The sequence below is a fragment of the Agromyces sp. Leaf222 genome (assembly GCF_001421565.1).
Taxonomy (GTDB): domain Bacteria; phylum Actinomycetota; class Actinomycetes; order Actinomycetales; family Microbacteriaceae; genus Agromyces.
This window is the reverse complement of sequence record NZ_LMKQ01000001.1, coordinates 95,078-120,133: the sequence shown is the minus strand read 5'-3', so window position 1 is coordinate 120,133 and position 25,056 is coordinate 95,078. Positions and strand designations below refer to the sequence as shown.

Genomic DNA, 25,056 nt, shown 5'->3' with positions numbered 1-25,056 from the left:
GACCGACGGATGCCGCGGGCAACCGCCATCCGTTCGGCCCCGCCAGGCTGGCGCGATGACCACGTACGACGACCATCTCGCCGCACTGAGCGCCTTGCGCAACGGCACCGCCGTGACGCCGGAGTGCGTCGACGACGTGTCGAGCGCCCAGCAGACGCTGCGCGAGATCGCCGAGGAGCTTTCCGGGCCGATCGCCGCGGCCATGCCCGAGCCGCCGACGCGCTGGAGGTCCGACGCCGCCACCGCCTACGCCGAGGCGCTCGAGGAGGCACGGGGATCCCTGGTCGTGGTCGCGAGGGTCATGACGCAGGCAGAAGGCGCACTCGGGTCGTGCGCGGTGATGCTCCGTGCGCGGCTCGACGACCTCGAGGCAGCGCTCGCGTGGCGGCCGTCATCGTGAGCGACGATCTCGTCATCTCGGGCGGCGGATCGACCCGCGTCGCCGTCGACGAGCTCTTCGCCGACGTCGGTCGACTCGACACGACCGAGGGGCTCGCGCGATACGCGTCCGAGCGGTTCGGCGTGGCGCGGTCGAAGCTCGACGCCGTCGAGCATCAGGCGACGGCGAGCGGGCCGCTCCCCTGGCCCGCCGACGACCTGCGCTTCGGGTGGTTCGCCTTCGAGGTCGCCCTCGCTCGCATCCGCGTGCTGCGATTCCGGCTCGTCATGGCGGCGGAGCTCTACGGCGCGACCGAGCGCACCGTCGCCGCCCTGTGGGATCTCGGGGGTGCCGTCGGCGCCTCGGTGCTCGGATTCCTCGCGCCACGGGCGATGGCGGGTGCGGCCGTCGCGATGCTGCCGGTCGCGCTCCCGGCCGCAGCGGCCCTCGCGCTGGCACGCATGGCCGGCTCGGATCCGGCTCCGGCCGTCGAGGCGGCGGTGCGGCAGTGGCTCGTCGAGCACCGCGGCGTGCTGAACGATCCGGTCTTCGTGCGGTTCGTGCGCACGTTCGCAGACCACGCAGACGACTTCGTGCTCGGCGCGCTCAACGTGCCGGCGGCGCCACTGGTCGGCTCGGCGACCGATGCACCTGAGTCCGCGTCGCTGATCCTCGGCGTGACGGGTCTCCTGTCCGCCATCGGCATCTCGACTGGACGCACCCTCGTCGACGGCCCCGTTCGGGTCGAGCGCGTCACGAGCGGGACCGCCCGCGACCCCGCCGTGGCGCCGCCGCCGTCGAACGCCGCCGTTCCGCCGCCCAGCGGCTTCGAGGACCTGGCCGACCGCATTCCGCGCGGCGATGCGCAGATCACCGTCGAACGCCACAGCGTCGACGGAGAGAACCGCTGGCTCGTGTACATCGCCGGCACTGCCGACTTCGGGCTCGCCGCCGGTGCGGAGACGAACGACATGACCTCGAACGTGCACGGCATCGCCGACGACTCGCCGCTCGACGCCCTGCGCCTCGCCGGGGCGAGTACGGCGGGCGCCGAGCGCGGCGTGCGCCTGGCGCTCGCCGAGGCCGGTGCCCTTCCTGGCGACCCGATCATGGCCGTCGGCCACTCCGGCGGCGGGGTGATCGCCGCGGGCCTCGCCGCCGATCCCGCGCTGAACGTCGTCGGCGGGCTCAACCTGGGCGGCCCGGTCGCCTCGGCGCCGATCCCCGAGACGTGCTCGTTCATCTCGGTCGAGCACGACGACGACCTCGTGCCCGCGACGGGCGGGTCGGGGCATCCGTCGTGCGTGGTCGTGGTGGCGCGCCGGGTGAACGAGCACGGCTACGACGGCGATGCCGTGCTGCCCGCCCACCAGCTCGTGGAGTATGGGCAGACCACTGCGCTGCTCGACGCATCCGATGCGCCGCAGGCGGTCGCCTTCCGCGAGCAGCTGCGGGAGTTCACGGCAGGCACGGTCGGCGGGCAGACCAGATGGCGCGCAGAGCGCGTTCCCGGCGAGGAGCGGTGATCGCTCCCTCGGGTTGCCGGAACGCCGCGTCAGTCCCGGCTGGGCCGAACCACGAGGCCGATGAGCCAGCTGAACAGGCCGAGCACCAGCGCACCGAGCACGCCCCACCAGAACGACTCGACCACGAGACCGAAGCCCATGAGGTCGCTGAGCCAATCGACGATGAGGAGCAGCAGGCCGTTGACGATGAACGAGATCAGCCCGAGGGTGAGCAGGTACAACGGGAAGGCCACGATGCGGATGAACGTGCCGATGATGGCGTTCACGAGGCCGAAGATCAGCGCGACGAGCAGGTAGGTCAGCACGGTGCCGATCGGCGTGTCGTCGTAGGGAACGACGTTGACGCCGCCGACGAGCAGCGTCGTGAGCCAGAGGGCGAACGCGACGACCAGGACCTTGATGATGAACCGCATGGGCCAACTCTTCCAGACGCGACCGACGAAGTGCGAGAAGGTACCGTGGAATCCGTGACCAATCCCGAGTCGACGGCGCCGGGCATCCGCCTCCGCCCAGAGATCGCCGCGCTTCCCCCGTACCGTCAGGGGCGCCCCGCGCCCGCCGAGGGCTACAAGCTCTCGAGCAACGAGAACCCGTTCGACCCGCTCCCCGGCGTGGCCGAGGCGGTCGCGGCGACGGCCGCGCAAATCAACCGGTATCCCGACGCGACCGCGCTGGCGCTCCGCGAGAAGCTCGCCGGGCGATTCGGCGTCACCTCAGACGAGGTGCTCATCGGCGACGGTTCCGTCGCGCTGCTGGCCCAGTTCATCCTCGCCGCGGCCGCCGCGGGCGACGAGGTGCTCTACTCCTGGCGCTCGTTCGAGGCCTACCCCGGACTCGTGACCGTCTCGGGAGCCACGAGCGTGCAGATCCCGAACCGGCCGGACCACGGGCACGACCTCGACGCCATGGCCGACGCGATCACCGACCGCACGCGCGTCGTCATCGTCTGCTCTCCCAACAACCCGACGGGCGTGACGGTCACCGCCGCCGAGTTCGAGGCGTTCATGGCCCGCGTGCCCGGCGACCTGCTCGTGCTGCTCGACGAGGCATACATCGAGTTCGTCCGCGACGCGGCATCCGTCGACGGGCGAACGCTCATCGGCCGCTACCCGAACCTCGTGGTGCTGCGCACCTTCTCGAAGGCCTACGGGCTCGCGGGGCTGCGCGTCGGCTACGCCGTCGGGCCGGTCGCGATCCTCGATGCGGCGCGCGCGACCGCGATCCCCCTGGGTGTCACGGCCGGCGGCAGCGCAGCGGGCATCGCGTCGCTCGAACCCGCCGCCGAGCGTGAACTGCTCGCCAGGGTCGACGTGATCGTCGAGCGCCGAACGCGCCTCCGCGACGGCCTCATCGCGCTCGGCTGGCCGATCCCCGAGGCGCTGGGCAACTTCGTCTGGCTGCCCACCGGCGCCGAGACGGTCGCGGTCGCCGAGCGCCTGTTCGACGCCGGTGTCGTGGTGCGCGCCTTCCCGCCCGAGGGCATCCGAGTGTCGATCGGCGAGGAGGCCTCTATCGAAATCCTCCTTGAGATTCTGCGAGAGCTTGTACCAGGTTCACAAGAAGGGCACCCGAAGTAGCGGGTAGCGTGAAACCCGTGGTCGCCCAGGAACGAGAATTCACCGCGCCGACGGTGCAACTGCTGACCCCCGAGGGAGCGCTCAGGCCCTCCCCCGAGGCCGAGGCCTACCTCCCGCTGATCGAGGCGCTCGACGACGCGACGCTCGAGCAGTTCCACCGCGACATGGTCGTGTCGCGCCGCCTCGACATCACCGGCGCGAACCTGCAGCGGCAGGGCCAGCTCGCGCTCTGGGTGCCGAGCCACGGCCAGGAGGCCGCGCAGGTCGGCTCCGCCAGGGCAGCTCGCCCGCAGGACCACATCTTCCCGTCGTACCGCGAGCACATCGTCGGCATGATCCGCGGGCTCGACCCGGTGCGCATCTTCGGACTGCTCCGCGGCGTGACGCTCGGCGGGTGGAACCCCGCCGAGAACGGCAACTTCCACCTCTACACGCTCGTGCTCGCGTCGCAGACGCTGCACGCCACGGGCTACGCCATGGGCATCAAGTTCGACGGGGCGTCCGGAACCGGCGACCCCGAGACGGATGCCGCGGTGCTGGTGTACTACGGCGACGGCGCGACCTCGCAGGGCGACGCGAGCGAGGCGCTCGTGTTCGCCTCGAGCTACCAGTCGCCCCAGGTCTTCTTCGTGCAGAACAACCAGTGGGCGATCTCGGTGCCGGTCTCGCGGCAGTCGCGCAGCCCGCTGGGCCTCCGCGGCGGCGGGTTCGGCATGCCGAGCCTGCGCATCGACGGCAACGACGTGCTCGTCAGCTACGCGGCCACTCGCGTCGCGCTCGAAGAGGCGCGCGCCGGCGACGGCCCGAGCTTCATCGAGGCGCTGACCTACCGCATGGGCGCGCACACCACGGCCGACGACCCCACGAAGTACCGCACCGACGACGAGGTCGCCTACTGGGCGCAGCGCGACCCGATCATCCGCTACCGCGCGTGGCTCGAGTCCCGCGGCGCCTCGGCTGCGTTCTTCGACTCGGTCGACGAAGAGGCGGCGGATGTCGCGAGCGACGTCCGCAAGCGGGCCCTCGAGGTCGTCGCTCCGACACGGGAGAAGATCTTCGAGCACGTCTACAGCGAGGCGCATCCGGCGCTGGCCGAGCAGTCGGCGTGGCTCCAGGCGTACGAGACCGGATTCGAAGGGGGCGCGGCGTGAGCACCGACATCGAGGAGCAGCTGCAGGCCGGCGCGGTCGAGCCCGCCACGGCGACCGAGTCCAACGTGCCCGGCCCGTCGAGCGGCGAGCCCGCGGCATCCGCGGAGCCCGCCGTGAAGGGCGTGCAGACGCTCTCGATGGCCAAGGCGATCACCGCCGGACTCCGCGAGGCGCTGCGAGCCGACGACAAGGTGCTCCTCATGGGCGAGGACATCGGGCCGCTCGGCGGCGTGTTCCGCGTCACCGAGGGCCTCCAGGCCGAGTTCGGCGACCACCGCGTGCTCGACACGCCGCTCGCCGAGTCCGGCATCGTCGGCACGGCCATCGGGCTCGCGATGCGCGGCTACCGGCCGGTCATCGAGATCCAGTTCGACGGCTTCATCTTCCCGGCGTTCGACCAGATCACGACGCAGCTGTCGCGCATGACGCTCCGCCACGACGGGTCGCTGTCGATGCCCGTCGTGATCCGCGTGCCCTATGGCGGGCACATCGGCTCGATCGAGCACCACCAGGAGAGCCCGGAGGCCTACTTCGCGCACACGCCCGGCCTGCGCGTGGTCAGCCCCTCGAGCCCGCACGACGCGTACTGGATGATCCAGGAGGCGATCGCCTCGAACGACCCCGTGTTGTTCTTCGAGCCCAAGAGCCGGTACTGGCCGAAGGGCCCGGTCAACCTCGACCACTCGGGGGTGCCGCTGCACTCGAGCCGCGTCATCCGCTCGGGAAGCGACGTCACCGTCGTGGGGCACGGCGCGATGATCTCGACCCTGCTGCAGGCCGCCGACATCGCCGCGGGCGAGGGCACGAGCCTCGAGGTCGTCGACCTTCGCTCGCTCTCCCCCATCGACTACGGGCCCCTGCTCGAATCGGTCGGCCGCACGGGCCGGCTCGTCGTCGCGCAGGAGGCCTACGGCTCGGTCAGCGTCGGTTCGGAGATCGCCGCGACCGTCGCCGAGCGCGCCTTCTACTCGCTCGAGGCGCCCGTGCTGCGGGTCTCGAGCTTCGACACGCCGTTCCCGCCGGCCGCGCTCGAGACCGAGTACCTGCCGAGCCCCGACCGGGTGCTCGAAGCCGTCGACCGTGCGCTCGCGTACTGACGACGACACGATCTCGATATGACGATGACGGCATAGACCGACTGCGAGGGTGGACACATGACTGAGATCCGGTTCCCGTTGCCAGACGTCGGTGAAGGACTCACCGAGGCCGAGATCGTGCAGTGGCGAGTCGCGCCCGGCGACTCGATCGCGCTCGACCAGGTGTTCGTCGAGATCGAGACGGCCAAGTCGCTGGTCGAGCTGCCGAGCGCCTTCGAGGGCGTCGTGACCGAGCTGCTGGTCGCCGAGGGCGCCACGGTCGACGTCGGCACCCCCATCCTCGTGGTGCAGACGGCGGATGCCGCGGGCGCGCCGTCCGCGCCGGCACCGGGGTCCGCCGGGGCCGCTAGTGCTCCCGCCGCCGCGACCGCTGCCTCCCCTGCTCCAGCAACCCCTGCGGCGCCGGCCACGGTCGCGTCCCACGCGCCCGCGCCCTCCGAGGGCGGCGGCGCGGTGCTCGTCGGCCACGGCACGTCGGGGCCGTCCGCGACCAGACGTCAGCGGCATCCGTCTCCCGGGGGCGCTCACGAGCACCTCGCACCGACGCCGCCCGCCCCGCCGGTCACCACCCCGGCCCCCGACGCCTCGGCGCCCGCGCCGACGCGCCCCGACTCCGGCGTTCCGGTCATCGCGAAGCCGCCGATCCGCAAGCTCGCGAAGGACCTCGGCGTCGACCTCTCGCGGGTCGCGCCCACGGGGCCGATCGGCGACATCACGCGCGACGACGTGATCCGCGAGGCGAGCCAGGCGAGCGTGTTCCGCAACATCCAGACGCCCGAGGCGCCCACCGATCGCGAGGAGCGCATCCCCGTGAAGGGCGTGCGCAAGGCCATCGCGGCGGCGATGGTGCAGAGTGCATACTCCGCGCCGCATGTGAGCGTGTTCGTCGACGTCGACGCCACCCGCACGATGGAGTACGTCAAGCGGCTCAAGGCCTCGACCGACTTCGCGGGCGTGCGCGTCTCGCCGCTGCTGATCATGGCGAAGGCCATGATCTGGGCCGTTCGCCGCAACCCGTCGGTGAACGCGCAGTGGACCGACTCCGAGATCATCGTGAAGCACTACGTGAACCTCGGCGTCGCCGCGGCGACGCCCCGCGGGCTCATCGTGCCGAACGTCAAGGAGGCGCAGTCGATGACCATGGTCGAGCTCGCCACCGCGCTCGAGCAGCTGACGCTCGTCGCCCGTGAGGGGCGCACGCAGCCGGCCGAGATGGCGAACGGCACGATCACGGTGACGAACATCGGCGTCTTCGGCATGGACACCGGCACGCCGATCCTGAACCCCGGCGAGGTCGCCATCGTGGCCCTCGGCACGATCAAGCAGAAGCCGTGGGTGGTCGACGGCGAGGTGCGCCCGCGCTTCGTCACGACGATCGGTGCATCGTTCGATCACCGTGTGGTCGACGGCGACGTCGCGAGCCGGTTCCTGGCCGATGTCGCGTCGATCATCGAAGAACCCGCGTTGATGCTGGAGTAGCCGGCTGGTCGCCGGTCTCGATCCGGCGCCGGGGCGCCTTCTCGACCGGCGGTGCGGGTGCCGTGCTTACTCGACCGGGCTGTTGCGTGCCGGTCGGAGAAGCCTCAGAACCGGATCTCGTAGGTGATCGACCCGTCGGCGCGAGCGCTCTCGCCCATGCCCGAGCGCTCGAGCACGCGGCGGGCCGGCAGGTTCGCGATCTCGGCCTCGGCGCGCACGATGCGGGCGCCGTTCGCGCGGGCGAGCGCGAGCGCCTCGCTCACGACCTGGTCGGCGAGCCCGCGACCGCGAGCGGCCGGGACGAGCGCGAAGGCGAACTCGATCGCACCCTCATCGGAGAGCGGGCCGAACAGGTTGACGCCGCCCACCGCGGCGCCCGTGACCTCACCGTCGACGAGGTGCACGAGATATGGCCCGAAGGGCTTCGGATCACCCGAGGCGCGCACCGCGGCGACGTACTCGAGCAGCAGTTCGGGCTCTTCGGTGAACGAGTAGCCGCCCTCCCAGCCGTCACGCGGATCGACCTCGCCGGAGAGCAGCCGCTCGGCGTCTTCGACGGTGAACGGACGCAACGTGAGTGAAGGGGTCGCTGTATCCACGTGCCTCATGTTCGCATGGGCGACCGACATGCGCGAGCGGTTGTGACGGAGATTTCACGTACGCGCAACCTGCGCACATGGTTTTGACAATCATTATCAATAAGCGTAGGTTCGTGGTCATGAGGCACTCCCCCACCCGCTCCCCGCGCACACTCCCGATCCTCGCCGCGATCGCGACGATCGGCACGGGAACGCTGCTGCTGAGCGGGTGCGCCTCCCCCGCGGCATCCGGTGACACGACCGGCCTGCAGATCGTCGCGACCACGACCCAGGTCGGCGACTTCGTGCACGAGCTCGTGGGCGACGACGCCGAGATCACCCAGCTGCTCTCCCCGGGGCAGAGCGCCCACAGCTTCGACCCGTCGGCGGCCCAGCTGCTGGCCCTCGCCGACGCCGACGCGGTCGTGATGAACGGCGCGGGGCTCGAGTCCTGGCTCGACGACGCGCTGCAGGCGTCGGGCTTCGACGGCGTGCTCATCGACTCCAGCACGGGCATCGAGCTCTTCGCGACCGATGACCACGACCATGAGCACGACGATCACGCCGCCGACGATCACGCCGCCGACGAGCATGCGGATGACGAGCACGACGAGCACGATCACGGCGCGGGCAACCCCCACATCTGGACCGACCCCGAACTGGCCGAGCGCATGGTCGAGAACATCTCCGAGGGTCTGGCCGGCCTCGACGGCGTCGACGCCGCCGGACTGGAGACTGCGACCTCCGCCTACGTGGCGAAGCTCGTCGCCCTCGACGAGTGGATCGAGCAGAGCGTCGGCCAGGTTCCCGAGGGCCAGCGCCTGTTGGTCACCAACCACGACGCCTTCACGTACTACGTCGACGCATACGACCTCGACTTCGTGGGCAGCGTGATCCCGAGCTTCGACGACAACGCCGAACCGAGCGCCGCCGAGATCGACGAACTCGTCGCGGCCATCGAGGCGACCGGCACGAAGGCCGTGTTCTCCGAGGCCTCGCTCTCGCCGAAGGCCGCAGAGGCGATCGCCCGCGAGGCGGGGGTCACCGTCTACTCGGGTCCCGATGCGCTCTACGGCGACTCGCTCGGCGAAGCCGGCACCGAAGGTGAGACCTACGTCGGCTCGCAGGTGCACAACACCCGCCTGATCGTCGAGTCGTGGGGCGTGGAGCCTTCCGCGCTTCCGGCGTCGCTGCAAGGATGACCCCATGAGTGCCATCGCGGTTCTGAGCTTCGAGGGCGCCGCGTTCACGTATCCCGGGGGCGACGGCGTGAGCGACCTCGACTTCGCGATCGCGCCCGGCGAGGCCGTGGCGCTCATCGGTCCGAACGGCGCCGGCAAGTCGACGCTGCTCCGCGGCGTGCTCGGCCTCGTGCCGCTCACGCGCGGGCGCATGTTCCTCGGGCGTCCGGCAGCCCCGGCGGCAGCGAGCATCGAGGCCCGTGGCGTCGTCGGCGACGAAGCACATGCCGATCGAGGCATGGTCGGGTTCCTGCCGCAGACCATGGAGTTCGACGTCGACTTCCCGATCAGCCTCGAGCAGGTCGTGATGCAGGGCCGCTACCGCCGGCTCGGCCTGCTGCGCTGGCCGGGGCGGGCCGATCGCGCGGCGGTGCGACACGCGCTCGAGACCGTCGGCCTGACCGAGTTCGCGACGAAGCGCTTCGGGTCGCTCTCGGGCGGTCAGCGGCAACGAGGGCTCCTCGCACGCGCGCTCGCCGCCGATCCGAGCCTGCTGCTGCTCGACGAGCCCTTCAACGGGCTCGACCAGCCGAACCGCGACGCACTCGTCGCGACGCTGCGTCGTCTGAAGGGCGAAGGCGTCGCCGTGCTCGTCTCGACGCACGACCTCGAGCTCGCCCGTCAGGTCTGCGATCTCGTGCTGCTCGTGAACGGGCGCCAGACGGCCTTCGGCCCGGTCGACGACGCCCTCACCCTGGCGAACGTGCAGCGCTGCTTCGCGGGCGTCGAGGTGGAGATCGATGAGCACACCCTCGTCGTTCCCGGCCACGAGGGCCATTGATGCCGAAAACGGAATACACCCGGCATCCGGTGCGGGGGAGTGGCGGCGCATGAGCCTCACCGACGCCCTGTTCGGCGCGTTCGCGCTGCCCTTCATGTGGCGCGCCCTCGTCGTGATGCTCGTGCTCTCGGTGATCGCGGGTGTCGTCGGCGTGCTCGTCAACCTGCGGAGCCTCGAGTTCATCACCGACGGGCTCACGCATGCCGTGTTCCCCGGTCTCGCGGTCGGCCTCGCGGTCGGCGGCGCGTCGGGCGTGCTTCCCGGGGCCGCCGTCGCGGCGCTCATCGGCGCCGTGCTGCTGACCTGGCTCATGCGATCGAACGTCGCCTCCGATGCGGGCATCGCCGTCGTGCTCACGGCCGCGTTCAGCGTCGGCGTGATCGTCGTGTCGAAGAGCGACGACTACGCCGGCGCGCTCGAGGAGCTGCTCTTCGGTCGCGTGCTCACGATTCCGCCGTCCGACGTCGTGCCGCTCGTCGTGGTCTCGTCGATCGCACTGGTGCTCGTCGCGCTGACCGCGAAGCAGCAGGTCTTCCGGGCGTTCGACGCGGCCGGCAGTCGCGCAGCGGGCAATTCGGGGTTCGCGCTGGACCTCACGCTGAACGTGGCCGTCGCGCTCGTCGTGGTGGCCGGGGCGAGCACCGTCGGATCGCTGCTCGTGCTGGCCCTGCTCGTCGTGCCCGGAGCCGTCGCGCGCCTGCTGACCGGGCGCCTCTGGCTGCTCTTCCCGGTCGCCGGGGTGTTCGCCGCGCTCGCATCGTGGCTCGGCCTCGCCACGGGGTTCGCGGCGAGCGTCGGAGCCGGTGTCGACCTCCCCGCCGGCAGCACGATCGTCGCCGTCTTCGTGCTCGCCTACGCCGTGGTGCTGCTCGGCCGTCTCGTTCGCGACGCCGTCGGACGGCGCGCCGCGGCACCGCCGTCGGCAGCCGCCGGGTCGCGCGCAACCGCCGCGTCGACGGGGGAGGGGGCCGCATGAGCTACTTCGAGCGGGCCATGCTCGCGGCCATCGTGATCGGCGCCGTCGGCGGATTCGTCGGATGCCTCGTGGTGCTGCGCAAGCGCACGTTCTTCGCCCAGGCGCTCACCCACGGCACCTACCCGGGCGCCGTCGCGGCGGCCGCGCTCGGCGTGAGCGTTCCACTCGGGGCCGCCGCGGCATCCGTCGTGCTCGTGCTCGTGATGACGGGCATCGCGCGCGTGCGCAACCAGGGTGCGCAGGTCGCGGCCGGCATCGTGCTCACCGGCGGATTCGCGGCTGGAGCCATCCTCGCGGCCGTCGTGCCGAGCCTGCCCGTGCAGCCCGAGTCGCTGCTCGTCGGCTCGATCCTCACCGTGACCGACGGCGACATCCTGCTCGCCGCCCTGGTGGGGGTCGCCGCGCTCGTGCTCGTCGTGCTGTTCGGGCGCAGCATCGTGTTCTCGACGTTCGACCAGGCCGGATTCCGAGCGACCGGACGGCGCGAGTGGCCGATCGAGCTGCTCGCGCTCGGGCTCACGGCCGCGACCGTGGTGAGCGCGCTGCCCGCCGTCGGGGCGATCCTCGCGATCGCGCTCATCGCCGCACCGGCGGCGGCGGCGCGCGTCGTGACCTCGACCTACCGCGGCATGCTCGTGGTCGCACCCGTGATCGGCGCGGCATCCGGGGTGCTCGGGGTGCTCGCCTCACGCGCATTCGCGATCGCCGCGGGCCCCGCGATCGTGCTCACGGCGACCGCGTTCCTCGTCATCGCCCTCGTCGGCTCCAAGCTGCGCGCGCTACCGTGGAGGGCATCCGCGATTCCCGTGGAGACCGCAGAGGACGCACGCACCGCATGAAGCGCAACACCTGGCAACGCGAAGCCGTTCGAGAGGCACTCGACGGCACCGAGGGCTTCATCAGCGCCCAGGCGCTGCACTCGTCGCTGCACGCCAGCGGCTCGCCGATCGGCCTCGCGACGGTCTACCGCGCGCTCGGCGACCTGGCGACCTCCGGCGAGGCCGACTCGCTGCAGTCGCCGGACGGCGAGGCGCTCTACCGGGCCTGCAGCACGACCGGCCACCACCACCACCTGATCTGCCGCAACTGCGGACTCACGGTCGAGATCGCCGCCGACGAGGTCGAGGCGTGGGCCAAGGTGGTCGCGGCCGAGCACGGGTTCACCCAGGCCGCGCATGTCGTCGACGTGTTCGGGCTCTGCGCCGACTGCACGGTGCTGCTCGCCGCCGATCAGGCCTGAGGGGTCGACGGCGCCCTAGGCATGATGCCGCAGGTGCACCCAGACGGGTGGATGCGGCATCCGATGCTCTCGATACAGCCGGTTCGCGAACGGCGCCCAGATGATCACGGCGATGCCGGCACCGACGAGCAGGCCGCCGACCGTGTCGGAGATCCAGTGCGCGCCGAGGTAGGTGCGGCTGAACATCATGAGCAGCGTGTACACGGCACCCGTCACCCAGACCCAGGTGCGCAGGAAGATGAGGCCGAGGGCGACCGCGGTCACCGCCGCGTTGGCGCTGTGTCCGGACGGGAACGACCCGAAATCAGGCTGCACCAGGATCTCCTCGGGTCGCGGACGCGCCACGACGACCTTGATGACGCGCGTGAGGGTCGCGCTCGCGACGGTCGCCAGGAGGTAGTAGCCGGCGGCCCACGGCCGTCGGAAGAGCAGCAGGCCGCCGACGATCACCGCCGGCACGGCGAAGGTCGACAGGAGGCCGCCGCCCACGGCGTTGAACACGAGCGCGGGCGTCGTCAGCCAGTCGGCCCGGTTCGCGGCCAGCCCGGCCATGTACTCGACCTCGAACCCGAACGGCTTGTCCTGCCCGCGATAGACGAGCACGAGGGCGAGCACCGTCACCAGCGCGAGCGCGGCTCCGCCCGACACGACCGGCCAGAACCGGGCCACGCGCACGGCAGCAGGCGCAGTGGAGGCCGTCACGGCCGGGTGGGCCCCGTGACCGTCGACCTCGCCCGGCCGGTCGGCATGCGGGCGCCGGTCGTCGCCGGGCTGCTGCTCCTCCATGCGGCTCATTCGTCCCGATCGGCCTCCGACGCGTCCACTTCGGCGGGCGTGCCCACGCGCACCGTGCGCCAGGTGTCGACGGCGATCACGATGCCGAGCACGACGAGCGACAGGGCGATCGACGCGAGCGCGTCGGTGGCCCAGTGATAGCCGAGGTAGATGCGGCAGGCGGCGGTGAGCAGCACGATGACGGATGCCGCGACGAACGCGAGCACCGTGATCACCGGCCTGCGGTGGCGGGAGAACACGAGGTACGTCGTGATGAAGAGGAAGTCGGCCACGCCCATGACGTGCCCCGATGGGAACGACGACGTGTGGTCGATCTCGAGCATCATGTCGCCGACGGGCGGTCGCTCGCGCGAGATGACGGGGGCGAGCACCTGCACGATGATCACGCCGAGCAACATGCCGCCGGCGAGCAGCAACGGACGCCAGGCGTGCTTGGCCGCGATGCCCCACGTGACCGTCGTGACGAGGATGATGATGGGCATCGCGATCGGTCCGAAGACGGTCGCGAGCACGATCATGACGATCGTGACCCACTCGGCATGGTTGCCGTCGAGCCAGTGCTCGACCGGCGCGTCCACCGATGAGATGTCGTCGGCTTCGAGCACCGAGTCGAAGATGAAGAGGAACGCGGCGAGGCCGGCGACGACGAGGATGAGCGCGACGATGAAGAGGTTGCGTCTCGCGGATGCCGGGACGACCCGCTCCTCCACGATGAACCGCTCGTGGAAGCGGCGCAACCGGCCGGGCCGCTCGGTCGTCTCCGTCATGATGTTGCCTTTCAGCCGGGTTCCCGCGGGAGGCGGGTTCGGGTTCCTTCACCGTAGGGCCGGTCGGTGCGTGCAGCGAAGCCCAGGTCGAGGCGTTGCGCCACCGGGCGCGAGATGCTAGCCGGCACCCCCATCACCGTTCCATCCGAACTCAGGTCATCGGAAACCCCAGATCAAGTGATAATTCTTCAGATTCGATTTGGCGGCCTCCGTCGCACGGCCATACGGTGGTCTACGGCCCTCACGGGTCGACCCACCCAGTCCGCGCCCCTCGGCGAGACCCGCTTCGGCGGTTCCCGCGACGGGGGTCGTACGGTTCCGCGCGTGGTGCACCGCCCCGATGGCGGTGCGCGCTGGAGCCGGGATTCGCCCGACCTGCGTCGGCGCTTGAGTCCCGGATCCCGGATCGCCAGAACCCGGCCGTGACGCGTGCGCATCCGCCTGCCCACCCTGCACCGGGCGGCGGAATCCGCACGTGCCATTGGAGCACCTTTCGATGCCCGAACATCACAGCACGATCGATTCACGCAACACGAACAGCACCAGCACGAGCACCAGCAGCACCACCGCCCAGGCAGCCGGCACCGCCAAGGCCCCCAGCCCCACCACCTTCGCTGCGGTTCCGAACGCCCTCGAGGTGCGAGGCCTCACGAAGTTCTACGGTCGCCGCCCCGCCGAGGCCCTCGAGCGGCTCCGCGGCGGCGCGACGCGGTCCGAGCTCGCCGAGCTCGGCACGGCCGCGGCCATCGACGTCGACTTCGACGTGCGGCAGGGCGAGATCTTCGTCGTCATGGGACTCTCGGGCTCCGGCAAGTCGACGCTCATCCGCATGCTCAACGGCCTCGTCGAGCCGACCGCCGGCACGGTCACGGTGATGGGGGAGACGCTCACCGGTGTCGCGCCACGCCGGCTCCGCGGCATCCGTCGCAAGCACGTCGCCATGGTGTTCCAGCATTTCGCCCTGCTGCCGCACCTCACGGTGCTCGACAACACCGCGTACGGCCTTGAGATCCAGGGCGTGCCGGCCGCCGAGCGGCGCGAGCGCGCCGAGCGCGTGCTCGAGCGCGTCGGCCTCGGCGAGTGGGGCCACAAGTTCCCGTCGGAGCTCTCGGGCGGCATGCAGCAGCGCGTCGGCCTCGCCCGCGCCCTCGCGGCAGACGCCGACATCCTGCTCATGGACGAGGCGTTCAGCGCGCTCGACCCGCTCATCCGCCGCGAGATGCAGGAGCAGCTCATCGAGCTGCAGCAGGAACTCGGCAAGACCATCGTCTTCATCACCCACGACCTCAACGAGGCGATGTTCCTCGGCGACCGCATCGCCGTCATGCGCGACGGCCGCGTCGTGCAGATCGGCACCGCCGAGGAGATCCTCACCGACCCGGCCGACGACTACGTCGCCCAGTTCGTGCAGGACGTCGACCGTGCGCGCGTGCTCACGGCAGGCAACGTCATGGAGGCTCCGCGAGCCCTGGCCTCGGCAGCGGCCGGTCCGCGCGCCGCACTGCGGGCGATGCGCGACCTGCAGACCTCGATGGTCTTCGTCGTGGCATCCGGTCGCAAGCTGCTCGGCGTCGCCCACGATCGCGACGTGCTGCGGCTCGTGCGCCGCGGGGAGCGCTCGCTCGAGGGGGCGATCTCCGGCGACTACGCTGCCGTCGGCCCCGACGTGCACCTCTCCGAGCTCTTCGAGAGCTCGGTCGAGCAGGACCTCCCGCTCGCCGTCGTCGACGACGAGGGTCGCCTGCTCGGCGCGGTTCCGCGGGTCACCCTGCTCGCCGCCCTCGGCAACGTGACGACCGACACGGCCGAGCTGCAGGTGCTCCAGACGCCGGCGACCGTCTCGGCCGAGGTCATGACCGCGACGCTGCGCGAGACGGCGGCATCGGCTCCGCCGGACACCCCGCAACCGATCGATGAACTCGCCCTCGTCGAGGGGAGCGCGTCGTGAACGACTTCCGCCTGCCGCTCGGCGACCTCGCCGAAGGCTTCATCGACGTGCTCACCGACACGCTCGGCTGGTTCTTCTCGATCGTGCGCACCGTGTTCCTCGCGTTCTACGACGCCGTCGAGTTCGTGCTCGTCACCCCGCCGTTCTGGGTCGTCATCGCCGCGATCGCCGCACTCGCCTGGGTGCTGAAGGGCTGGAAGCTCTCGCTCGGCACCGTCGTCGGCCTGCTCGTGATCGTCGGCGTCGACCAGTGGGAGCACGCGATGGAGTCGCTCGCCCTCGTGCTCGTCGCGAGCGCGATCGCGATCGCGCTCGCCGTGCCCGTCGGCATCTGGACCGCCAGGTCGGACCTCGCCTCGAGGATCGTGCGCCCGGTGCTCGACTTCATGCAGACGATGCCGGCGTTCGTCTACCTCATCCCGGCGCTCATCCTCTTCCGCGTCGGCGTCGTTCCCGGCATCGTCGCGACGATCGTGTTCGCGATGGCCCCCGGCGTGCGCCTGACCGAGCTCGGCATCCGCGGGGTCGACAAGGAGGTCGTCGAGGCTGGCCACGCGTTCGGCGCCTCGCGCGGCCGCATCCTGCGCCAGATCCAGCTGCCCCTCGCGATGCCGAGCATCATGGCCGGCGTCAACCAGGTCATCATGCTCTCGCTCTCGATGGTCGTCATCGCGGGCATGGTCGGCGCCGGCGGGCTCGGCGGCGACGTGGTCGCCTCGCTGAACCGCATCGACGTGGCCCTCGGCTTCGAGGCGGGCCTGTCGGTCGTGATCCTCGCGATCATCCTCGACCGCATCACGGGCGCCCTCGGCGCGGGCCGCGGCCGTCGCACCCGGGCGAAGACGGGGGCGGATGCCTCGGGCGCCACGCCGGACGACGACCGAGCGGATGCCGAGGCCGAGGCCGAGCGCGAGATCGCGTCGCCCCGTCGTGCCCCCATGCCCACCGGCGTCTGACGTCGACCGGGAGCGCCGCGCCACCGTCGGGCCCCGCACGCACCTCCGGACGCGGCATCCGTGGATCGCCGTGCCCGCCGACCCGTCGCGCACGCCGCGCGACGCTCCCCAACACCCGCGACCCACAGCTCGCGGGAGGAAAGGAAACACCATGAAGAAGTCCATGCTCACCGGAGCGCTCGCGCTCACCGCGGCATCCGCCCTCGCGCTCACCGGCTGCTCGGCCGACGGCGGCAGCGCCGAGGCGCTCGAGAACGGCGACCAGAAGGACGTCACGATCGCCGTGTTCAACGGCTGGGACGAGGGCGTCGCCGCGAGCGAGCTCTGGAAGGCGATCCTCACCGAGCAGGGCTACGACGTGACGCTCGAATACGCCGACCCGGCTCCCGTCTACAGCGGCCTCGCGAGCGACGACTACGACGTCACCCTCGACACCTGGCTGCCGACCACGCACGCCGACTACGTCGAGGAGTACGGCGACGACATCGTCGACCTCGGTGCCTGGAACCGCGACGCGAAGCTCACCATCGCCGTGAACGCCGACGCGCCGATCGACTCGCTCGACGAGCTCGCGGCGAACGCCGACCTCTTCGACGGCCGCCTCGTGGGCATCGAGCCGGGCTCCGGCCTGAACCGCGTCACGAGCGAGGACGTGATCCCGACGTACGGCCTCGAGAAGATGGAGTACCTCACCAGCTCGACGCCCGCGATGCTCTCGGAGCTGACCGCGGCGGCCGACGCCGGCGAGAACATCGCCGTCACGCTGTGGAGCCCGCACTGGGCGTACGACGCGTTCCCCATCAAGGACCTCGAGGACCCGGAGGGCGCGCTCGGCGGGGCCGAGGGCATCCACTCGTTCGGCGCCGCCTCGTTCGAGGAGACGCACCCGACCCTCGCCGGCTGGCTGCAGGGCTTCACGATGGACTCGAAGCTGCTCTACTCGCTCGAGAACGCCATGTTCAACGAGAACGACTCCGACGACTACGCCCCCGTCGTCGAGCAGTGGATCTCCGAGAACCAGGAGTACGTCGACTCGCTCACGTCCTGATCGGCGAGCAGGCGAACGGATGCCGCGGGCAGCAGGTGCTGCCCGCGGCATCCGCGTCTCCGGGGTCGCCGACGACCTTGCCGACGGCCGGCCGCCCTGCCGCCGCTCAGTGCGTGAACGTGGAGATCAGGCCCTCGACCGGCATCGGCGCCTCGAGCGCGTCGAGGTAGGCCACGGAATCCTGGATGTCGAGCACGAGCGACTCGGCGAGGTTGCGACTCAGCCCGTTGCGCACGACGATGCGCTGCACGACGAGGTCGGAGATGTCGTCGGGCATCGGATAGGCGGGGATCAGCCAGCCCTTGAGCCGCAGTCGCTCTGACAGGTGGTAGAGGTTCCACTTGTCGGTATGGCCGGGCTTCAGCTGCCACGCGAACACCGGGATGTCGGTGCCGTCGTTCCAGAGCTCGAACGCCTCCATCTTGCCGATCTCGCCCGAGAGGTACACGGCGACGTCTTGGGAGGCCTGCTGCACCTTGCGGAATCCGTCCCATCCGAGGCGGAGGAACAGGTAGTACTGCAGCAGCACCTGCGCGCCGGGCCGCGAGAAGTTCAGGGCGAAGCTCGGCATGTGCCCGCCGAGGTAGGTGACGTCGAAGACGAGCTCCTTCGGCAGGTCGTCGATCGTGCGCCAGACCACCCAGCCGAGCCCCGGGTAGACCAGCCCGTACTTGTGGGCGGAGGTGCTGATGGAGACCACGCGCTCGACGCGGAAGTCCCACAGGAGATCGGGCTGCAGGAACGGCGCGATCATGCCGCCCGATGCCCCGTCGACGTGGATCTTCACGTCGAGGCCGGTCTCGGCCTGGATCGCGTCGAGGGCCGCGGCGATCTGCGCGACCGGCTCGTACATGCCCGTGTAGGTCACGCCCATGATGGCGACGACGCCGATCGTGTTCTCGTCGACGTACTGCTCGAGGTCGTGTCCGTCGAGCACCTTGTGCTCGTCGCTGATCGGCACGTACCTGGCTTCGACGTCGAAGTAGTTGCAGAACTTCTCCCAGCACACCTGCACCGCGCTCGAGAGGATGAGGTTCGGCTTCTCGGTCGACTTGCCCTCGGCGCGGCGTGCGAGCTGCCAGCGCCGCTTGAGTGCGAGCCCGCCGAGCATGCACGCCTCCGACGAGCCGATCGTGGAGGTGCCGATGGCGCCCTCGGCGCTCGGGGCGTTCCAGAGGCTCGCGATCATCTTCCAGCAGCGCGTCTCGATCGCCGCGGTCTGCGGGTACTCGTCCTTGTCGACCATGTTCTTGTCGGCGGACTCGGCGTACAGCTTCGTCGCGAACGGGTCCATCCAGGTGCCGACGAACGTCGCGAGGTTCAGCCGTGCGTTGCCGTCGAGCATGGACTCGTCGTGCACGACCTGGTACGCGGTCTCGGGCAGTGATTCGCTCTCGGGCAGCCGATTGAGCGGGAAGTCGGTGGCTTCGCCCTCCCTCGCGAAGATCGGATTCAGTTGGTTGCTGTCGCCGATGCCCGAGAATCCGCGGGTCGTGCGATCCGGTTCGGCGTCGCCCCGACCGGGACGCGGGCGTGGCTTGCGATCGGTCATGAGTGTTCCCCCGTGCTTCTGGCTGCGTCGTGCATGAATGAGAGCGCGCCGGGAAGTGGCAGAGGCAGGGTGTCGTTCCCCCGAAGACGGCCCAATCCCCGAGTGTGGCCCTGCGGAGGGAGGGGCGTCAAGACATCCGGTCCGCGCGGCGACGGCATGGCTAGGGTTGGAGCCAGCGGGGCCCATCGGATTCCTGCTCCCGTGCCGGGTGGGCGGTGCGGCTGTCGCGGCGGCGAAGGGCTGGGTGCATGCGAGCGGATGTCCCGAGCGGCCCTCCTGCGGTCGCCGACCCGGGTCGGCGGCAGCTCAGGCTGCGCCGCGAGGCCTGGGGCTTCGCGATCGGCTCGCTGTGCTTCCTCGTGGGCGCGATCCCGTTCTACGCGGAATGGGCCGGGCCCGTCGGCACCGGCGTCACGTTCGTCGTCGGGTCGGTCTTCTTCACGCTCGCGGCGTTCGTGCAGCTGAGCCTCAGCGGCCGCCACGTGCCGCGCCGCGGAACCAACCGCGCCGACCGGTGGGACTGGTGGGCCGCGGCCGTGCAGTTCGCTGGCACGCTGCTCTTCAACCTGAGCACGGTCGCCGCGCTCGCCGCGGCGGTGGCCGACCCCACCCGGCTCGGCGCGGGCTGGCGGCCCGACGCCTGGGGCTCGGCGGCGTTCCTCGTCTCGAGCACCTTCGCCATCGTCGCGACGCGGGACCGTGGAGACCTCTGGGATCGGCACGCCCGCTCGTGGCACGGCACCTGGCTGAACATGATCGGCTCGATTGCGTTCGCCGTCTCGGCGATCGGCGCGTACGTCGTGCCCGTGACGGACTCGCTGGTGAGCGCCTTCTGGGCCAACCTCGGCACCCTCATCGGGGCGCTCTGCTTCCTCGTCGCGGCCCTGCTCTCGCGGCGTGCGGTCGGCGAGGCGGTCGGCGAGGCGGCCGACGCCGCACCTGACGGCGCGGCCGCCTCGGCGTGACGCCCGCCCGCGGCCGCTCGATTCGGCCGTGATCAGCCTCTCTGGTAGGCTGTTCCTTTGGCTGGGTACATCCACTACCCAGACCGCGACCATCCCCCTTCGAACTGCGCGAGAAATCGCGGGTTTCGGCGTGGGAAGTCAGCAGACAAGAGACCTTGGGAGGGGCGTCCGCCCCTCGGTATTGGAGGAAAGACCAATGGCAGCAGTGTGCCAGGTGACTGGAGCCGTTCCCGGCTTCGGCCACAACATCTCGCACTCGCACCGCCGGACGAAGCGCCGCTTCGACCCGAACGTGCAGAGGAAGACCTATTACGTGCCGTCGCTCCGTCGTAGCGTCACCTTGAACGTGTCCGCCAAGGGCATCAAGGTGATCGACGCCCGCGGCATCGAGTCGGTCGTCAAGGACATCCAGGCTCGTGGGGTGAAGATCTAATGGCGAAGCAGCAGGACATCCGTCCCATCATCAAGCTCCGTTCGACGGCCGGCACCGGGTTCACGTACGTGACCCGCAAGAACCGTCGCAACAACCCGGACCGTCTCGTGCTCAAGAAGTACGACCCGGTGGTCCGCAAGCACGTCGATTTCCGAGAGGAGCGCTAAACATGGCGAAGAAGAGCAAGATCGCGCGCAACGAGCAGCGCAAGGTGATCGTCGACCGCTACGCGGCCAAGCGCCTCGAGCTGAAGAAGGCCCTCGTCGACCCGAACGGCACCGACGAGTCCCGCGAGGCCGCTCGCGTCGGCCTGCAGAAGCTGCCCCGCAACGCATCGCCGATCCGCGTGCGTTCGCGTGACGCCATCGACGGCCGCCCCCGCGGTGTCCTCACGAAGTTCGGCGTCTCGCGCGTCCGCTTCCGTGACATGGCGCACCGTGGCGAGCTGCCCGGCATCACCAAGTCGAGCTGGTAACACACAGCTCCAGGCTTCATCGAGAGGGGCGTCCCGGGTTTCCGGGGCGCCCCTCTCGGCGTACCCGGGTGAGGGCGACGGATGCCGCGGGCGGGCGCAGTGCGCGTCCCGCGCGGGTGCCGAAATGACATGATCGGTTCGCCGCGGGCGTCGTCACGGAGCGACACGCCGGGACATCCGTGCCCGAAAAGGCTGGAAATCCGCGAGTTTCCGGGCTTCTCTGCTACATTCGAGGCGGCCCGATCGGCCACGGGGGCGGTTGAACGATCGTTCCCGAGAACTCACAAGATGCTGTACAGAACAGCGAACGTCCGAGGAGGACATTCAATGGCTGACAAGTCGCTCAACAAGACCGAGCTCGTCGCGAAGGTCGCAGCGTCGACCGGACAGAGCCAGGCCACCGTCGACGCCGTTCTCGGCGGTCTCTTCGAGGCTCTCGCCGAGTCCGTCGGCGCCGGCACCAAGGTCTCCATCCCGGGCTGGCTCGCCGTCGAGCGCACGCACCGTGCAGCCCGTACCGGCCGCAACCCGCAGACCGGCGCCGAGATCCAGATCCCGGCCGGCTACTCGGTGAAGGTCTCGGCCGGCTCCAAGCTCAAGGCCGCCGCGAAGTAGTCTTTCGCGACCCCGAGGGGCGTCCGGCTTCGGCCGGGCGCCCTTCGTCGTTCCGCGACGCGGCGCCCGGCGGGCGGGTAACCACCTGTGGCCGGGCAGGGGCCCCGCGCCGCGTAGGCTTGTGCGGTGCCCCGCTCCGTCCGCGTGTTCGGCCCCGCCGTCCTCATCCTCGTCGCCGTCGCGGCGACGATCGCGGCGCTCGCGTACGGCGGGGGAGCCGCTCCGCAGCTGATCCAGGATCCAGGGCCCATGGCCCGGTGGGGCCTGCCGATCTCGAAGCTGTTCGTGAACCTCGGCGCCGCCGGCATGATCGGCGCGCTCGTGCTCGCGGTGTGGGCGCTGACCCCGAAGCAGCGCGAGTTCGATGTCGCACTCGACGCGGCCGCGGCATCCGCTGCGGTGTTCACCGTGGCCAGCGCCGTCACGGGCCTGCTCACCTTCCTCGTGGTCACGGGCGTGCCGCTGAGCTTCGGCGACACGTTCGGCGCGCAGATCGGGCAGTTCCTCACGACGATCCCGCTCGGCCAGTCGTGGCTCACGACGACGCTCGTCGGCGCCGCGGTGACCGTGCTCTGCTTCGCCGTGCGCAACCACACCGCGCTCGTCTTCGTGACCGTGCTCTCGGTCGTCGCCCTCGTGCCGATGGCGCAGCAGGGCCACTCGGCGGGCACCGCGGGCCACAGCGCGGCGATCACGTCGCTCGGCCTGCACCTGATCTTCGCGGCCGTCTGGCTCGGCGGCCTGCTCACGATCGTGCTGCTGCGCCGCGAGCTCGACGGCGCGCGCCTTCCGATCGTGCTGGCGCGGTACTCGACCGTCGCCCTCATCTGCTTCATCGTCGTCGCGGTGTCGGGGTACGCGAACGCCGCGCTCCGCATCGGCACGTGGGACCAGCTGACCACCCCCTACGGCGTGCTCGTGATCGTGAAGCTGCTGGCCCTGCTCGCGCTGGGCGGGTTCGGGGCGATCCAGCGCCGTTACCTCATCGGGCGGATGTCGCGCGCGACCGAGGCGGGCAAGGCCGGGCGTCCGGCATCCCGCATCGCCGAGTTCTGGGTGCTCGTGGTCGCCGAGCTCGCGTTCATGGGCATCGCCTCCGGCGTGGCCGCCGCGCTCGCGCGCACCGCGACCCCGGTCGCCGAGCAGCCGGGCACCATCGCGCAGACGCCCGCCGAGATCCTCACGGGCGAGCCCCTGCCGCCGTGGCCCGAGATGTGGCGCTACTTCACCGAGTGGAACCTCGACCTGCTGTGGATCCTGGTCTGCGGCTTCGGCATCTTCTTCTACCTGGCGGGCGTGTGGCGGCTGCACCGTCGCGGCGACAAGTGGCCCGTGTACCGGTCGGTGCTCTGGGTGGCGGGCATGCTGATGCTGGCCTACATCACCAACGGCGGCGTGAACGCCTACGAGCAGTACCTGTTCTCGGCGCACATGGCCGCGCACATGGTGCTGACGATGGCCGTGCCGGTGCTGCTCGTGCCCGGCGCGCCGGTGACGCTCGCGGCGCGCGCGATCCGGGTCAGGAAAGACGGCTCGCGCGGAGGCCGCGAGTGGATCCTGCTCGCCGTGCACTCGAGGTTCGCGGGCTTCATCGCCAACCCGATCGTCGCGGCGCTGCTGTTCGCCGGCTCGCTCTGGGTGTTCTACTACTCGCCGCTCTTCCGGTGGACGATGGTCGACCACCTCGGGCACGAGTGGATGATCGTGCACTTCCTCATCACGGGGTACCTCTTCGTGCAGTCGCTCATCGGCATCGACCCGGTGCCGTACCGCCTGCCCTACGCGTTCCGGCTCGTGCTGCTGCTCGGCACGATGGCGCTGCACGCCTTCTTCGGCCTGGCGATCATGTCGAGCGCCGGCCTGCTGCTCGCCGACTGGTACGGCGCCATGGGCTGGGGCACCGACGCGCTCGTCGACCAGCAGATGGGCGGCGGCCTCGCCTGGTCGATCGGCGAGATCCCGACGGTGGCGCTCGCGATCACGGTCGCGGTGCAGTGGTCGCGCAGCGACCAGAAGGAGTCGAAGCGGCGCGATCGCCATGCCGACCGCACGGGCGACGCCGAGCTCGAGGCCTACAACGCACGCCTCGCGTCGATGGCCGAGCACGACCGACAGGGCTGAGCGCCCCCTGCAGGGCTGAGCGCCGCCTGCAGGGCTGAGCGCCCCTGGCCGGCCCCGCGCTCGATGCGGCGGGAGAGCCGACCTAGTCGGTCTGCTTCAGCTGGATCGCGATGCTGTCGTCGGGGCGGATCGTCGCGCTGAGGGCGAGCTTGAACGGCCGGTCCTCCTCGAGCTGCGAGATCTCGCCGTCGAAGAGCGACTGCACCTCGACGGAGATGTGCGCCATGCCGTCGGTCGGGGGCATGTCGAACGCGGTGTCGCCCGCCGTGAGCGTCACGTCGGGGTAGTCGACGATCGACCAGGCGGGCACGCCGAGCACGCGGTCGTCGATCTCGATGCCGAACGGGCAGTCGGACGGCTGCAGCACGGGCTGCGTCGCGCAGCCGTCGAGGTAGGCGTCGACCTGCGTCTGCACGCGCTTGACGAAGTCGGCGGTGGGCTGCGCGTCGACGGTCACCGCGACCCGCGACCCGAGCTCGGCGGTGACCGGCACCGGCACCGCGGAGACGAGCGTGTCGGAGTACCCGAACTCGTAGGCCGCCGGCGCGATCGCGAGGTACGGCGCGGTCTGCGTGAACGCGGTGAGCTCGTCGCCCGACTTCAGGGCGCGCGTGTCGAGCGTGAGGTCGCCCACCGTGAACAGCGGGTTGTGCGCGGCGGTGACGTCGATCACGGCGATGGGGCTCTCGACGAACTCCCAGCGGTTCAGGAGCCCGTAGAGCGGGTCGATGGCGCGCACCGCGAAGTCCGTCTGCAGGATCGCCGTGTCGAGCCGGTAGCTGGCCGTGACGGTGTGGGTGCCGTCGTCGTTCACGACGTCGTCGACGATGCGGACGTCTTCTGGGCCGGCTTCGATGACGCCCGATCTCAGCATCGCCGTCGAGACGTCGGCCGGCAGCGACCTGGCGGTCAGCTCCTCGTCGTCGAGGGCGACGCCCGGCGTCGTGATGGCCGTGGCGAGGTCGTCGTCGGCGACCGCATCGAGGTAGCGCTCGACGAAGTTCGCGGCGCCGTACGTGGTCTGGTTGAGGCCGCCGAGCGCGGCGAGGAACGCGCCTCCGAGCAGCACGGCGAGCCCGGCCCACCCGGCGATCGACAGCGGTGAGAGCCGGCCTCTTCGAACCCCCGAGCCAGTCACCCCGTCATTCTAAGCGGCGACGGATGCCACGGGCCGAAGGCGTGCGCCCGAGCGGGCCCGAGCCGGCGCACGCGGCTGCGCCGCGGCATCCGCTCGTCCACAGGATGCGCCGATGTGCACGGGCCGTGCACATCGCGACGAGGGGTCGGCGCCGAACCTGCGTCGCCCGGTTACAGTGGGATCGCGTCGGCCGCCGCCAGCCGACGACCCCGATCCGA

Annotated in this window: 26 protein-coding genes; 20 read left to right on the top strand and 6 right to left on the bottom strand. The window is 70.7% G+C overall.

Annotated elements, in window-relative coordinates; all coding sequences use genetic code 11:
- Positions 1-55: 55 nt before the first annotated feature.
- Both ASE68_RS00595 and ASE68_RS00590 read left to right on the top strand, forming a co-directional pair.
- Positions 56-400, top strand: a complete 345-nt coding sequence (locus ASE68_RS00595) for a hypothetical protein (RefSeq protein ID WP_055854004.1) — start codon at positions 56-58, stop codon at positions 398-400.
- Entirely contained in the window at positions 382-1,905 is a 1,524-nt protein-coding gene (locus tag ASE68_RS00590; protein WP_055854003.1) for a hypothetical protein, read from the top strand. The genes ASE68_RS00595 and ASE68_RS00590 overlap by 19 nt, the downstream gene beginning before the upstream one ends.
- A 29-nt stretch (positions 1,906-1,934) precedes the next feature.
- On the opposite strand, the gene ASE68_RS00585 is transcribed toward ASE68_RS00590, so the two are convergent.
- Complete coding sequence (locus ASE68_RS00585) at positions 1,935-2,318, bottom strand: phage holin family protein (RefSeq protein WP_055854000.1); 384 nt, start codon at positions 2,316-2,318, stop codon at positions 1,935-1,937.
- Between the two features lie 54 nt (positions 2,319-2,372).
- Here ASE68_RS00585 and ASE68_RS00580 point away from each other — a divergent pair, with 54 nt between their 5' ends.
- The 4 genes from ASE68_RS00580 (at position 2,373) to ASE68_RS00565 (ending at position 7,209) form a co-directional block, all read left to right on the top strand.
- Complete coding sequence (locus tag ASE68_RS00580) at positions 2,373-3,482, top strand: histidinol-phosphate transaminase (RefSeq protein ID WP_055860395.1); 1,110 nt, start codon at positions 2,373-2,375, stop codon at positions 3,480-3,482.
- Between the two features lie 17 nt (positions 3,483-3,499).
- Positions 3,500-4,633 carry a thiamine pyrophosphate-dependent dehydrogenase E1 component subunit alpha gene (locus ASE68_RS00575; RefSeq protein WP_055853998.1) on the top strand — a complete coding sequence of 378 codons (1,134 nt, stop codon included), beginning with the start codon at positions 3,500-3,502 and terminating at the stop codon, positions 4,631-4,633.
- A 137-nt stretch (positions 4,634-4,770) separates the two neighbouring features.
- Positions 4,771-5,730, top strand: a complete 960-nt coding sequence (locus ASE68_RS00570) for an alpha-ketoacid dehydrogenase subunit beta (protein ID WP_055860392.1) — start codon at positions 4,771-4,773, stop codon at positions 5,728-5,730.
- 57 nt (positions 5,731-5,787) lie between these two features.
- Positions 5,788-7,209, top strand: coding sequence for a dihydrolipoamide acetyltransferase family protein (locus tag ASE68_RS00565; RefSeq protein ID WP_055853996.1), 1,422 nt, complete (start codon positions 5,788-5,790; stop codon positions 7,207-7,209).
- Between the two features lie 104 nt (positions 7,210-7,313).
- On the opposite strand, the gene ASE68_RS00560 is transcribed toward ASE68_RS00565, so the two are convergent.
- The gene (locus ASE68_RS00560) at positions 7,314-7,808 is read right to left on the bottom strand and encodes a GNAT family N-acetyltransferase (protein WP_162238229.1); all 495 of its coding nucleotides are present in this window, start codon (positions 7,806-7,808) and stop codon (positions 7,314-7,316) included.
- A 119-nt stretch (positions 7,809-7,927) separates the two neighbouring features.
- On the opposite strand from ASE68_RS00560, the gene ASE68_RS00555 reads away from it, so the two are divergent.
- From ASE68_RS00555 to ASE68_RS00535, 5 genes are read left to right on the top strand one after another with little or no spacing between them, the layout of a single operon-like run.
- Positions 7,928-8,989, top strand: a complete 1,062-nt coding sequence (locus ASE68_RS00555; protein ID WP_082462286.1) for a metal ABC transporter substrate-binding protein — start codon at positions 7,928-7,930, stop codon at positions 8,987-8,989.
- A 4-nt stretch (positions 8,990-8,993) separates the two neighbouring features.
- Entirely contained in the window at positions 8,994-9,809 is an 816-nt protein-coding gene (locus tag ASE68_RS00550) for a metal ABC transporter ATP-binding protein (RefSeq protein WP_055853991.1), read from the top strand.
- A 49-nt stretch (positions 9,810-9,858) separates the two neighbouring features.
- Positions 9,859-10,785, top strand: a complete 927-nt coding sequence (locus ASE68_RS00545; protein WP_055853988.1) for a metal ABC transporter permease — start codon at positions 9,859-9,861, stop codon at positions 10,783-10,785.
- Positions 10,782-11,624, top strand: a complete 843-nt coding sequence (locus ASE68_RS00540) for a metal ABC transporter permease (RefSeq protein WP_082461743.1) — start codon at positions 10,782-10,784, stop codon at positions 11,622-11,624. Before ASE68_RS00545 ends, ASE68_RS00540 begins: the two co-directional genes overlap by 4 nt.
- Positions 11,621-12,025, top strand: a complete 405-nt coding sequence (locus ASE68_RS00535) for a Fur family transcriptional regulator (RefSeq protein ID WP_055853985.1) — start codon at positions 11,621-11,623, stop codon at positions 12,023-12,025. Before ASE68_RS00540 ends, ASE68_RS00535 begins: the two co-directional genes overlap by 4 nt.
- Positions 12,026-12,040: 15 nt before the next feature.
- Here ASE68_RS00535 and ASE68_RS00530 read toward each other — a convergent pair whose 3' ends face one another.
- Both ASE68_RS00530 and ASE68_RS00525 read right to left on the bottom strand, forming a co-directional pair.
- The gene (locus ASE68_RS00530; RefSeq protein WP_082461740.1) at positions 12,041-12,811 is read right to left on the bottom strand and encodes a phosphatase PAP2 family protein; all 771 of its coding nucleotides are present in this window, start codon (positions 12,809-12,811) and stop codon (positions 12,041-12,043) included.
- Between the two features lie 5 nt (positions 12,812-12,816).
- Positions 12,817-13,587, bottom strand: a complete 771-nt coding sequence (locus ASE68_RS00525) for a phosphatase PAP2 family protein (RefSeq protein WP_055853982.1) — start codon at positions 13,585-13,587, stop codon at positions 12,817-12,819.
- Positions 13,588-14,083: 496 nt separating this feature from the next.
- On the opposite strand from ASE68_RS00525, the gene ASE68_RS00520 reads away from it, so the two are divergent.
- The 3 genes from ASE68_RS00520 (at position 14,084) to ASE68_RS00510 (ending at position 17,539) form a co-directional block, all read left to right on the top strand.
- Complete coding sequence (locus ASE68_RS00520; RefSeq protein WP_082461737.1) at positions 14,084-15,535, top strand: glycine betaine/L-proline ABC transporter ATP-binding protein; 1,452 nt, start codon at positions 14,084-14,086, stop codon at positions 15,533-15,535.
- A complete protein-coding gene (locus tag ASE68_RS00515) occupies positions 15,532-16,491 on the top strand; it encodes a proline/glycine betaine ABC transporter permease (protein WP_055853979.1) in 960 nt (319 codons plus the stop codon). The genes ASE68_RS00520 and ASE68_RS00515 overlap by 4 nt, the downstream gene beginning before the upstream one ends.
- A gap of 151 nt (positions 16,492-16,642) precedes the next feature.
- A complete protein-coding gene (locus ASE68_RS00510; RefSeq protein WP_055853977.1) occupies positions 16,643-17,539 on the top strand; it encodes a glycine betaine ABC transporter substrate-binding protein in 897 nt (298 codons plus the stop codon).
- 106 nt (positions 17,540-17,645) lie between these two features.
- Here the strand turns inward: ASE68_RS00510 and ASE68_RS00505 are convergent, their stop codons facing one another.
- Complete coding sequence (locus tag ASE68_RS00505) at positions 17,646-19,091, bottom strand: glutamate decarboxylase (RefSeq protein ID WP_055853975.1); 1,446 nt, start codon at positions 19,089-19,091, stop codon at positions 17,646-17,648.
- Between the two features lie 248 nt (positions 19,092-19,339).
- On the opposite strand from ASE68_RS00505, the gene ASE68_RS00500 reads away from it, so the two are divergent.
- The 6 genes from ASE68_RS00500 (at position 19,340) to ASE68_RS00475 (ending at position 23,700) form a co-directional block, all read left to right on the top strand.
- Entirely contained in the window at positions 19,340-20,056 is a 717-nt protein-coding gene (locus ASE68_RS00500; RefSeq protein WP_055853973.1) for a YrhK family protein, read from the top strand.
- A 196-nt stretch (positions 20,057-20,252) separates the two neighbouring features.
- The gene (gene rpmB / locus ASE68_RS00495; protein WP_055853970.1) at positions 20,253-20,489 is read left to right on the top strand and encodes a 50S ribosomal protein L28; all 237 of its coding nucleotides are present in this window, start codon (positions 20,253-20,255) and stop codon (positions 20,487-20,489) included.
- Positions 20,489-20,656, top strand: a complete 168-nt coding sequence (gene rpmG, locus ASE68_RS00490) for a 50S ribosomal protein L33 (protein ID WP_055853968.1) — start codon at positions 20,489-20,491, stop codon at positions 20,654-20,656. The genes rpmB and rpmG overlap by 1 nt, the downstream gene beginning before the upstream one ends.
- A 2-nt stretch (positions 20,657-20,658) precedes the next feature.
- Positions 20,659-20,964: a 30S ribosomal protein S14 gene (rpsN, locus tag ASE68_RS00485; protein WP_055853966.1), complete on the top strand. Its 306-nt coding sequence runs from the start codon at positions 20,659-20,661 to the stop codon at positions 20,962-20,964.
- Positions 20,965-21,291: 327 nt separating this feature from the next.
- Positions 21,292-21,579 (top strand): HU family DNA-binding protein, encoded by a 288-nt coding sequence (locus ASE68_RS00480; protein ID WP_055853964.1) that lies wholly within the window; start codon positions 21,292-21,294, stop codon positions 21,577-21,579.
- A gap of 126 nt (positions 21,580-21,705) precedes the next feature.
- A complete protein-coding gene (locus tag ASE68_RS00475) occupies positions 21,706-23,700 on the top strand; it encodes a cytochrome c oxidase assembly protein (protein ID WP_200921628.1) in 1,995 nt (664 codons plus the stop codon).
- Between the two features lie 82 nt (positions 23,701-23,782).
- On the opposite strand, the gene ASE68_RS00470 is transcribed toward ASE68_RS00475, so the two are convergent.
- The gene (locus ASE68_RS00470) at positions 23,783-24,838 is read right to left on the bottom strand and encodes a hypothetical protein (RefSeq protein ID WP_157421472.1); all 1,056 of its coding nucleotides are present in this window, start codon (positions 24,836-24,838) and stop codon (positions 23,783-23,785) included.
- Positions 24,839-25,056 lie beyond the last annotated feature (218 nt).